Genomic DNA, 10,016 nt, shown 5'->3' with positions numbered 1-10,016 from the left:
GAGCTTGTCGTCGACCACCGTGGTCGGGCCGGCCGGGCCCATGCGGCAGGTGCCGATCGGATGGTAGGCGGTCTGCGAGTTGTTGCGAATCCAGGTCAGGATCTCCTCGTCGCTGGTCACCGCGGGGCCGGGCGAGAACTCCTCGCCGCGGTAGACGTCCAGGGGCTGGGCGGCGACCAGCTTGCGCATCAGGCGGAAGCCGCCGGTCATCGCCTGCTGGTCGATCGGATCGGCCAGGAAGTTGAAGCGGATCGCCGGCTGCGCCTTGGGATCGGCCGAGCGGATATGGATCGAGCCCAGACTCTCGGGCCGGAGCTGGTAGCAGGCGATCGTCATCGACGGGAAATCCTGCAGCTTGCGCGTCTTCGGGTCCTTGATCGAGTAGGGCACGAGATGCAGCTGGATGTCGGGCGTGGCGAGCTCGGGTCGGGTCTTGAGGAAGCCGAGCAAAGGCGCCGAGGGCAGGCTCATGAAGCCGCCGCCGGTCAGCAGGTACCTGGTCATCTGGGTCACCGCGCCGAGGCCGCGCGCCATGTGGTTGTAGGAGACCCTGGGGTCCTTCACCTTCCAGACGATGCGGGCGTTGATGTGGTCGCGAAAGTTCTCGCCGACCGCCTTGAGCTCGTGCTTGACCGCGATGCCGTGCTTCTTCAAGAGCTCGGGCTGGCCGATGCCCGACAGCTCGAGGATCTGCGGGCTGGCGACGCCACCGGCCGACAGGATGGTCTCGCGCGCCCGCGCCTGCACGACCTTGCCGTCCTTCTCGTACTCGACGCCGGTGCAGCGCTTGCCATCGAGCAGGACGCGCAGCGTCAGGGCGTTGGTGACGACCTGCAGGTTGGGCGAGCGCTTCATCGCCGGCTCGATGTAGCAGTGCGCCACGCTCATGCGGCGGCCCTTGTAGATCGAGGTCTGGGTCTTGACGATGCCTTCCTGGTCCTCGCTGTTGTAGTCCGGGTTGAGCTTGAAGCCGGCCGCCTTGGCGGCGGCGAACAGCGCGTCGTAGAGCGGGTTCTGGTCGGGTACGGTCGAGACCTTGAGCGGGCCCGACGTGCCGCGGCCGTGGCTGCCGTCGCCGTCGACGAAGGTCTCGATGCGGGTGAAGAGCGGCGCGACGTCGTGCCAGCTCCAGCCGCGGCAGCCCATCTGAGCCCAGGTGTCGAAATCGAGCGGCTGGCCGCGCACCCAGACCAGCCCGTTGATCGAGCTCGAGCCGCCCAGCAGTTTTCCACGCGGCACCGGGATCGTGCGGTTCGCCGTATTGGGCTCCGGCTCGGACTGGTAGCACCAGTTGGCCGCCGGATTGTCGATCAGCAGGCCGAACGACAGCGGCATGCGCGAGTAGGGATGGCTCGCCGCGCCCGCCTCCAGCAGCAGCACCTTGTTCTTCGGGTTCTCGCTCAGGCGCGCGGCGAGCGCGCCGCCGGCCGAGCCTGCGCCCACGATGATGTAGTCGTAATCGGCCATGGCTTCGGTCCCTCCCGTTCACGGCGTCGTTACAGTCCATGCAAAGCTAGCCCAGAGCCATGCACGAAGCAGGGGCAATATCGTCTCGACAGGCGAGACTACACATGGTGGCATGATCGGGGGCCAGCGTCGCCGGGGAGCGGTCGGCTCCCGGGTCGCGTTGGGAAGTACCGCCGCATGCTGGGAATTGTCCGGGTCGCCCTGAAGCGGCCCTACACGTTCGTCGTCCTCGCCCTGCTGATCCTGATCGTCGGCCCGCTGTCGGCCCTGCGCACGCCGGTCGACATCTTCCCCGAAATCCGCATCCCCGTGATCGCCGTCGTCTGGCAGTACACCGGCCTGCCGCCTGACCAGATGTCGGGCCGGGTGATGCTGAATTTCCAGCGCGCCCTCACCACTACCGTCAACGACATCGAGCATATCGAGGGCACGTCCTATACCGGCGTCGGCATCGTCAAGGTCTTCTTCCAGCCCGGCACGGACATCCGCACCGCCAACGCCCAGGTCACGGCGATCTCGCAGACCGTGCTGCGGCAGATGCCGCCCAACATCACGCCGCCCCTGATCCTGAACTACAACGCCTCGACCGTGCCGATCATCCAGCTGGCGCTGGCCGGGCGAGGCATCTCCGAGCAGGCGGTGTTCGACATCGCCATCAACACCGTGCGCACGCCCCTGGTCACGGTGCCGGGCGCGGCCATCCCGTTCCCGTTCGGCGGCAAGTTCCGCCAGATCCAGATCGACCTCGACCCCGCCGCCCTGCAGGCGCGCGGGCTGTCGGGGGCCGACGTCGCCAATGCCCTGGCGGCGCAGAACCTTCTGACTCCGGCCGGGACTCAGAAGATCGGTGCTTACGAATACGCCATCCAGCTCAACAATGCGCCGAGCGACTTCGCCGCTCTCGCCGACCTGCCGGTGTTCGCGGCCAACGGGGCGATGGTCTATCTGCGCGACGTCGCCCAGGTACGCGACGGCAACCCGCCGCAGACCAACATCGTCCATGTCGACGGCAGCCGCTCCGTGCTGCTGCAGGTGCTGAAGAACGGCTCGGTGTCGACGCTCGCGATCATCGACGGCATCAAGCAGCGCGTCGAGGACCTGAAGAAGTCGCTGCCCGACAATGTCGGCATCGCGATCCTGGGCGACCAGTCGCTGTTCGTCGAGGGTGCGATCGCCGGGGTCGCGGTCGAAGCCGTGATTGCCGCCGTCCTGACCAGCCTGATGATCCTGCTGTTCCTCGGCAGCTGGCGCTCGACCGTGATCATCGCCACCTCGATTCCGCTCGCCATCCTGGGATCGATCGCGTTGCTGGCGGCGTTCGGCGAGACGTTGAACATCATGACCCTGGGCGGCCTGGCGCTCGCCGTCGGCATCCTGGTCGACGACGCCACGGTGACGATCGAGAACATCAATTGGCATCTCGAGCAGGGCAAGGATGTCGAGACGGCGATCATGGACGGCGCCCGGCAGATCGTGACGCCGGCCTTCGTCTCGCTGCTCTGCATCTGTATCGTGTTCGTGCCGATGTTCTTCCTCGAAGGCGTGGCGCGCTTCCTGTTCGTGCCGATGGCGCTGTCGGTGATGTTCGCCATGATCTGCTCGTTCATCCTGTCGCGCACCCTGGTGCCGACCATGGCGAACTACCTGTTGAAGCCGCATTCGGCCCACGAGCATGGCGGGAAGCCGCCATCGCGCAATCCCCTGGTGCGCTTCCAGCGCGGCTTCGAGGCGCGCTTCGAGCGCTTCCGCTACTTCTATCGCGACCTGCTGGCGATGGCGCTGGCGCATCGCGGCGTGTTCATCGTCGTCTTCATGGCCTTCGTGGTCGCCTCGTTCCTGCTCACGCCGTTCCTCGGCCGCAACTTCTTCCCCTCGGTCGATTCGGGCCAGATCCTGATGCATGCGCGCGCCCCGGTGGGCACCCGGGTCGAGGAGACGGCCAACCACTTCGCCGCCATCCAAAAGGCGATCCGCCAGATCATCCCGCCGCAGGAGATCGCCGCCATGGCCGACAATGTCGGCATGCCGGTGAGCGGCATCAACATGACCTACAACAACACCGGCACGATCGGCCCGCAGGACGGCGACATCCAGATCAAGCTCACCGAGCATCACGGGCCGACCGCCGACTACGTGCGCGAGCTGCGCCAGCGGCTGCCCGAGATGTTTCCGGGCTTCGCCTTCTCCTTCCTGCCGGCCGACATCATCAGCCAGATCCTGAATTTCGGCGCGCCCTCGCCGATCGACGTGCAGGTGCGCGGGTCCGACCTCAACGCCAACTTCGAGCACGCCAACCGGCTGCTGGCGCGCATCCGCCAGGTTCCTGGCGTGGTCGATGCGCGCATCCAGCAGTCACGCAGCGCGCCAGTGTTCGCCGTCGATATCGACCGCACCCGGGCGCAGTATGTTGGGCTCACGACGCGCGACATCACCAATTCGCTGGTGGTCAACCTGGCGGGCTCCAGCCAGGTGGCGCCAACCTATTGGCTCAACCCGGCCAACGGCGTGTCCTATTCGATCGTGCTGCAGACACCGCAATACCGGCTGGATTCGCTGGCCGCGCTCTCCAATCTGCCGATCGCCGCTCCGGCCGCCAGTTCCCTGCAGGTGCTGGGCGGCGTTGCCGACATGCGGCGCGACAGGGCCAACGCCGTGGTCTCGCAATACGACCTGCAGGGCATGGTGCAGGTCTATGCCGGCGTGCAGGGCCGCGACCTCGGCGCGGTGGCAGCCGACATAAGGCGCATCATCGAGGAGCTGGCACCCAACGCCTCGCCGCGCATCCGCGCGGTCAAGGTGCAGGGCCAGGTCAAGACCATGGAGAGCGCCTTCTCCGGCCTGCTGTTCGGCCTGCTCGGCGCCATCGTCCTGATCTACCTGCTGATCGTCGTGAATTTCCAGTCGTGGAGCGATCCGTTCGTCATCATCACGGCCCTGCCGGCGGCGCTGGCCGGCATCGTGTGGATGCTGTTCGCGACCTACACGACCCTGTCGGTGCCGGCGCTGACCGGCGCCATCATGTGCATGGGCGTGGCGACCGCCAACTCCGTGCTGGTGGTGAGCTTCGCCCGCGAGCGGCTGGTCGAGCTGGGCGACGCCACTGCGGCCGCCCTGGAAGCGGGCTTCGTGCGCTTCCGGCCGGTGCTGATGACGGCACTCGCCATGATCATCGGCATGGCGCCGATGGCCCTCGGTCTGGGCGAGGGCGGCGAGCAGAATGCGCCGCTCGGCCGCGCCGTCATCGGTGGCCTGATCTTTGCGACGGTTGCCACGCTCATCTTCGTTCCCGTCGTCTTCAGCGTCATTCATCGGCATCACGGCAAGACGATTGCCGCTCCCGGTGCCGTCGGAGCTCCGCATGTCGCCTGAGTCACCTCCCGAGCCTTCGCCGCCGCGCCGCCGCCGCGGCCTGATCCTCGTCGGCTTCGCCGGCGTGCTGGTCTTGGCGTTCGTGGTCGCGAGCGGGATCTGGAACCGCAATGTCAGCGAGGCCAAGCTCAAGGAATGGACCGACACGCAGGCCGTTCCGGCGGTCAGCGTCGTCGCACCGACCTCCGGTACCGGCAAGACCTCGCTCGACCTGCCGGGGCGGCTGGAAGCCTATTCGCGGGCGCCGATCTATGCCCGCGTCGCCGGGTTCCTGAAGGCCTGGTACGTCGATATCGGCTCGCCGGTGAAGGCAGGCCAGCTGCTGGGCGAGATCGAGGCGCCCGACCTCGACCAGCAGCTGCTGCAGGCCAAGGCGGCGCTGGCGAGCGCCCAGGCGGCCGAATCGCTGGCCACGGTGACGGCGCAGCGCTGGCAGCAGCTCGGCACCGCCAACACCGTGTCGCGCCAGACAGTCGACGAGAAGATTGGCGACCTCACGGTCAAGCAGGCCTTGACCAAGGCGGCGCAGGCTGCGGTCGACCGGCTCGAGGTTCTGTCGGCCTTCAAGCGCCTGACGGCGCCGTTCGACGGCATCGTCACGGCGCGCAACACCGATCTCGGCGCGCTGATCAACGCCGATTCGAGCGCCGGGCTCGCGCTGTTCGTCATCTCCGACGTCAGCAAGCTCAGGCTCACCGTCAGCGTGCCGCAGAACTACGTGCCGGCGGTCAGGATCAACTCCAAGGTCGAGATCACCGTGCCGGAGTATCCCGGCAAGGTGTACAGCGGCGTGGTCGAGGCCTCGGCGCGCGCCGTCGATGCCCAGACCGGCACGACGCGCATGCAGCTGGTGGTCGACAATGGCTCCGGCGAGTTGATGCCGGGCGCCTTCGCCAACACGCGCATCGAGCTGCCGGCCAACCTGCAGGCTCTTAGTGTCCCCGCGGGCGCGCTGATCTTCGGCCAGAAGGGCCTGCGCGTCGCCGTCGTCGACGCCAACGGCAAGGTCCAGCTGAAGCCGGTGACGATCGCGCGCGACCTCGGCCAGACCGTCGAGATCGCCACCGGCATCGCGGCCACCGACCGCATCATCGACAGCCCGCCCGACGGCCTCGCCGACGGCGACCCCGTGCGCGTGGTCGAGGTGCCGAAAGCGAAGGCGGTGCGGTGATTCATCCTTCCTCCCCACCGAAGGTGGGGAGGTGCCCCGTCATACGGGGCGGAGGGGTCATGAGTCACAAGGCGCAGCGGGGCCACGACTCATGACCCCTCCGTCGCCTAAGACGCGACACCTCCCAGCGAAGCTGGGGAGGAGGAATGAGGGACGCGAGAACAACCGATGGCCTCGATCATGGCCCGCCGCCGGCAACCCGGCTAAACAGGACGATCACAGGCTCACACGGGGGAGACGCCTATGATCGATACCGAGCGCGGCCGCGCCGAGGTTTCACGGTTCGTGATCGACCTCGCGATTCGCATGGCCCTGATTGCCGCCATCGTCGTGGTCAGCCTGCTGCTGTTGCGGCCAGTCGTGCCGTTGTTGCTGTGGTCGGTGATCCTGGCGGTGGCGGTCTTCCCAGTGTTCGCCTTCCTGCGCCGGCGGCTCCATTTGCGCAACGGCCTCGCCGCGTCGCTGCTCTCGCTGTTCCTGCTGGCGCTCGTGCTCGGACCGGTGGCGCTGCTCGCGGCGTCGGCGATCGAGTCGCTCGAAGCCTATGCCAAGGTCCTCGGCAAGGGCGGTCACGTCATACCGCCGCCGACCGAATCGATCCGCAGCTGGCCGGTGATCGGCCAGCGTATCTTCGATTTCTGGCAGGCCGCGTCGGAGGACATCCGCGCGCTGCTGACGGCCCATGTGGCGCAGCTCACGGAGGCCGGCCGTTTCGTCGGTCGCATGGCGGCAGGCATCGCCCTGGAAGTCCTGCAGTTCGCGGCGGCGATCATCGTCTCCGGCGTGCTGCTCGCCTACTCGGAGCGGCTGACCGGCTTCGTGGATGGAATCGCCAACCGTGTCACGGCCGTGCGCGGCCGGCATTTCCTCGAGATCGCCGGGGCCACCATCCGCAACGTGTCGCAGGGCGTCATCGGCGTCGCCCTGCTGCAGGCGGCCCTGCTCGGTGTCGGCATGCTGGTGGCAGGGGTGCCTTTCGCGGGCGCGATCACGTTCGCCGCCCTGGTGCTGGCGATCGTCCAGGTCGGACCCGGCCTGGTGATGCTGCCGGTGCTGGTGTGGGCGTGGTTCACCCTGCCGATCCTGGGTGCCGCTCTGCTCACCGTCTATACGGCACCGTTGCTTCTGCTTGACAATATCCTGCGGCCCCTGGTCATGGCACGCGGCCTGCAGACGCCGATGGTGATCATCCTGGCCGGCGTCATCTGCGGCACGTTGGCTGGCGGGCTGATCGGCTTGTTCGTCGGGCCGGTCGTGCTGTCGGTGTTCTACGATCTCGTCTCGGCGTGGGTCCGCGAGCGGCCGCAAGGGCCGCCGATGGCGCCATGACGGAGGCCCGGAATCAGGAAGCCCGAATCAGGAGCCCCGCCCACGGGCAGCAGGCGGGGCTCTTTCGGGACATCGTCCCCTCCATCGCCTCTCGGGAGGTCGGCGAGTCATCCCTGCGCGTGCGGGACGAGCTGCCTGGGACAATTGGATCGCGGTGTTCCCGGTGCCGCGTCACCCTGGTTGGCCCGGTGGAGTCATAGGCCCATACCTACCCTCCTTCATGTTGCACACCATAGAAGTAAGGTCGGGACAGGTGGATTATCAAGCCAGTGCTCTTGACCTATCCAGAACGCGTTGTGGGAGCGCGCCACTCCGATGGCGCTCATCTCATGGCGCTCATCTTGCCGATCACAGATCCCATGAGCGCCATCGGAGTGGCGCGCTCCCGGCACAAGAGTCTGTTTCTTGTTGGCGGCGCGATCCCAGCGATGAAACGCTACGCTTTCCTGATCTCTGTCAGCGCAATGCCCGAGGCGACGAGCTTGTCGATCTCCGCCGCCGAATATCCCGCTTCGGCGAGCACCGCCCTGGTGTCGATGCCGAAGCGCCGGGGCTTGCTCCGCGGGCTCGCCGGCGTGCGCGAGAGCTTCACCGGGTTGCCGACGTTGCGATAGCCATCCTTCTCCCACACCATGCCGCGATGGCGGGTGTGCGGATGCTCCATGACGTCGGGCACTTCCATCACCGCACCCGACGGCACGCCGTTTTCCATCAGCATGGTGGCGAAGCTCTCGCCGTCGACGTCCTTGGTCAGCGTGCGCAGCTCGGCCTCGAGCGCCGGCCGGTTGGCGACGCGATCCTTGTTGGTCTTGAAGCGCGGGTCGGACGCCAGCTCGGGCTTGCCGAGCAGTTGCGTAAGCTTGCGGAACTGGCCGTCGTTGCCGGCGCCGATCACGATGTTGCGGCCCTTGGTCGGGAAATTGCTGTAGGGCGCCAAGCTGCCGTGGCTGTTGCCGACCAGCTTGGGCGTCGCGCCGGCGACGAAGTAGTTGGGCGCGTGCGGCTGGTGCAGGGCGATGGCGCTATCGTACAGCGTGGCGTCGACGAACTGGCCCTTGCCGGAGCGGTTGCGCTCGTAGAGCGCCATCATGATGCCGATGCAGGCGTTCATGCCGGTCGACAGATCGACCACCGGCACGCCGACACGCACCGGTCCGCTGTCGGGCGCGCCGTTGACCGACACCAGGCCGGCCGAGGCCTGAACCATGGCGTCGTAGCCGGGAAAGCCGCCGAGCGGTCCGTCGGAGCCGAAGCCCGACACGCGGGCATGGACCAGCCGCGGGAATTTCTTGGAAAGCGTGTCGGCATAGCCGATGCCCCATTTCTCCATCGTGCCGGTCTTGAAATTGTCGATCAGCACGTCGGCCTGCTCGAGCAGCTTCAGGAGCACGTCACGGCCTTCCGGCTGGGAGAGGTCGAGGGCGACAGTGCGCTTGTTGCGGTTGATGCCGGAGAAGTAGGCCGAGATGCCGTCGTCGTCGAAGGGAGGACCCCACAGCCGCGTCTCGTCGCCCTGCGGCGGCTCGATCTTGATCACCTCGGCGCCGTGGTCGGCGAGCATCTGGCCGCAATAGGGGCCGCCCAGCACACGCGACAAATCGACGACCTTCAGGCCTTCCAGGGCACCTGACATGAAATTCCTCTCCCGAACCACACGACAGGCTGCGGTTATAGACCAGGACCAGCGGCCTCGATACGGTCGGCCATGATCGAACGCGAGCTCGATATCGCCACGCGCGACGGTGCGATGAATTGCTGGTCGGCGCGGCCCGACAAAGGCGGCCGCCTGCCGGTGGTGCTGATGCTGATGGACGCGCCCGGCGTGCGCGAGGGCCTGCGCGAGATCGGCCGGCGCATCGCCCGGGCGGGCTACCTCGTGCTGCTGCCCAATTTCTATTACCGCACCGTGCGGGAATTCGTGCTCGGCCCGACGCGTGATCACCCTGATGCCGAAGCCAACCTGAAGAAGATGTTCGGTATGGTCGGCTCGATCTCCAACGACAAGGTCGCCGCCGACGTCGGCGCGGTGCTCGATGCGCTGCCGGCGCTGGCCGAAGCGCGGCCGGACAAGGTCGGCCTGGTCGGCTATTGCATGAGCGGCGCCTTCGTCACGGTGGCGGCGGCCAGGCATCCCGACCGCATCGCCTGCTTCGCGTCCTACTACGGCACGCGCCTGATCACGGCCGCGTCGGACTCGCCGCACCTCGGTCTGGGTGACATCACCGCCGAGGGGTACTACGCCTTCGCCGAGCACGACACCTACGTGCCGCTCGACCAGGTCGCCGCCTTCGAGAGGATGCTGGCCGCCGCGCCGTTTCCGTCACGTGCCGAGATCGAGCCCGGCACGCATCACGGCTACGCCTTCACCGACCGTGGCACCTACCATCGGGCGGCGGGCGAGAAGCACTTCGAGCGCATGCTGGCGCTGTATCGGCGCCATCTAGGGTGAGGGCGGATGGCGTTGGCTTCCCCTGTGCGAGGTCTCTCGCTAGGCTCGAACGGAAACCTCCTGTCGTCCTGAGCGTAGCGAAGGACCTCATCGCCGCCTGCTACCAGTGCACTTTGGAACTTCTGGCGATGAGATCCTTCGCTACGCTCAGGATGACATCAATGTTGTCGTCCCGAGAGAGGCGTTTGCGAAGCAAACGCCGTAAGCGAGGGACCTTTCTCTTCCTCACGA

At 67.1% G+C, this 10,016-nt stretch carries 6 protein-coding genes; 4 read left to right on the top strand and 2 right to left on the bottom strand.

The window, feature by feature from the left end:
* Positions 1-1,467: GMC family oxidoreductase (locus tag ACILR9_RS29785; RefSeq protein ID WP_395713610.1), on the bottom strand; the 1,467-nt coding region annotated here is incomplete at its 3' end.
* A gap of 177 nt (positions 1,468-1,644) precedes the next feature.
* On the opposite strand from ACILR9_RS29785, the gene ACILR9_RS29780 reads away from it, so the two are divergent.
* From ACILR9_RS29780 to ACILR9_RS29770, 3 genes are all read left to right on the top strand, one after another.
* Complete coding sequence (locus tag ACILR9_RS29780) at positions 1,645-4,836, top strand: efflux RND transporter permease subunit (protein ID WP_395713609.1); 3,192 nt, start codon at positions 1,645-1,647, stop codon at positions 4,834-4,836.
* Positions 4,826-6,007: an efflux RND transporter periplasmic adaptor subunit gene (locus ACILR9_RS29775; protein WP_395713608.1), complete on the top strand. Its 1,182-nt coding sequence runs from the start codon at positions 4,826-4,828 to the stop codon at positions 6,005-6,007. Before ACILR9_RS29780 ends, ACILR9_RS29775 begins: the two co-directional genes overlap by 11 nt.
* 243 nt (positions 6,008-6,250) lie before the next feature.
* Positions 6,251-7,336 (top strand): AI-2E family transporter, encoded by a 1,086-nt coding sequence (locus tag ACILR9_RS29770; RefSeq protein ID WP_395713607.1) that lies wholly within the window; start codon positions 6,251-6,253, stop codon positions 7,334-7,336.
* Positions 7,337-7,772: 436 nt separating this feature from the next.
* Here ACILR9_RS29770 and ACILR9_RS29765 read toward each other — a convergent pair whose 3' ends face one another.
* Positions 7,773-8,969 carry a CaiB/BaiF CoA transferase family protein gene (locus tag ACILR9_RS29765; RefSeq protein ID WP_395713606.1) on the bottom strand — a complete coding sequence of 399 codons (1,197 nt, stop codon included), beginning with the start codon at positions 8,967-8,969 and terminating at the stop codon, positions 7,773-7,775.
* A 72-nt stretch (positions 8,970-9,041) separates the two neighbouring features.
* On the opposite strand from ACILR9_RS29765, the gene ACILR9_RS29760 reads away from it, so the two are divergent.
* Positions 9,042-9,785, top strand: coding sequence for a dienelactone hydrolase family protein (locus ACILR9_RS29760; RefSeq protein ID WP_395713605.1), 744 nt, complete (start codon positions 9,042-9,044; stop codon positions 9,783-9,785).
* The last annotated feature ends 231 nt before the right edge of the window (positions 9,786-10,016 follow it).

It is taken from the genome of Reyranella sp., from assembly GCF_044224635.1.
In the GTDB taxonomy this organism is placed as follows: domain Bacteria; phylum Pseudomonadota; class Alphaproteobacteria; order Reyranellales; family Reyranellaceae; genus Reyranella.
This window is presented reverse-complemented; position numbering and strand designations above follow the sequence as displayed.

Coding starts and splice junctions, on each gene's coding strand:
- ACILR9_RS29780 (WP_395713609.1), top strand. CDS start 1,645: ATGCTGGGAATTGTCCGGGTCGCCCTGAAGCGGCCCTACACGTTCGTC.
- ACILR9_RS29775 (WP_395713608.1), top strand. CDS start 4,826: ATGTCGCCTGAGTCACCTCCCGAGCCTTCGCCGCCGCGCCGCCGCCGC.
- ACILR9_RS29770 (WP_395713607.1), top strand. CDS start 6,251: ATGATCGATACCGAGCGCGGCCGCGCCGAGGTTTCACGGTTCGTGATC.
- ACILR9_RS29765 (WP_395713606.1), bottom strand. CDS start 8,969: ATGTCAGGTGCCCTGGAAGGCCTGAAGGTCGTCGATTTGTCGCGTGTG.
- ACILR9_RS29760 (WP_395713605.1), top strand. CDS start 9,042: ATGATCGAACGCGAGCTCGATATCGCCACGCGCGACGGTGCGATGAAT.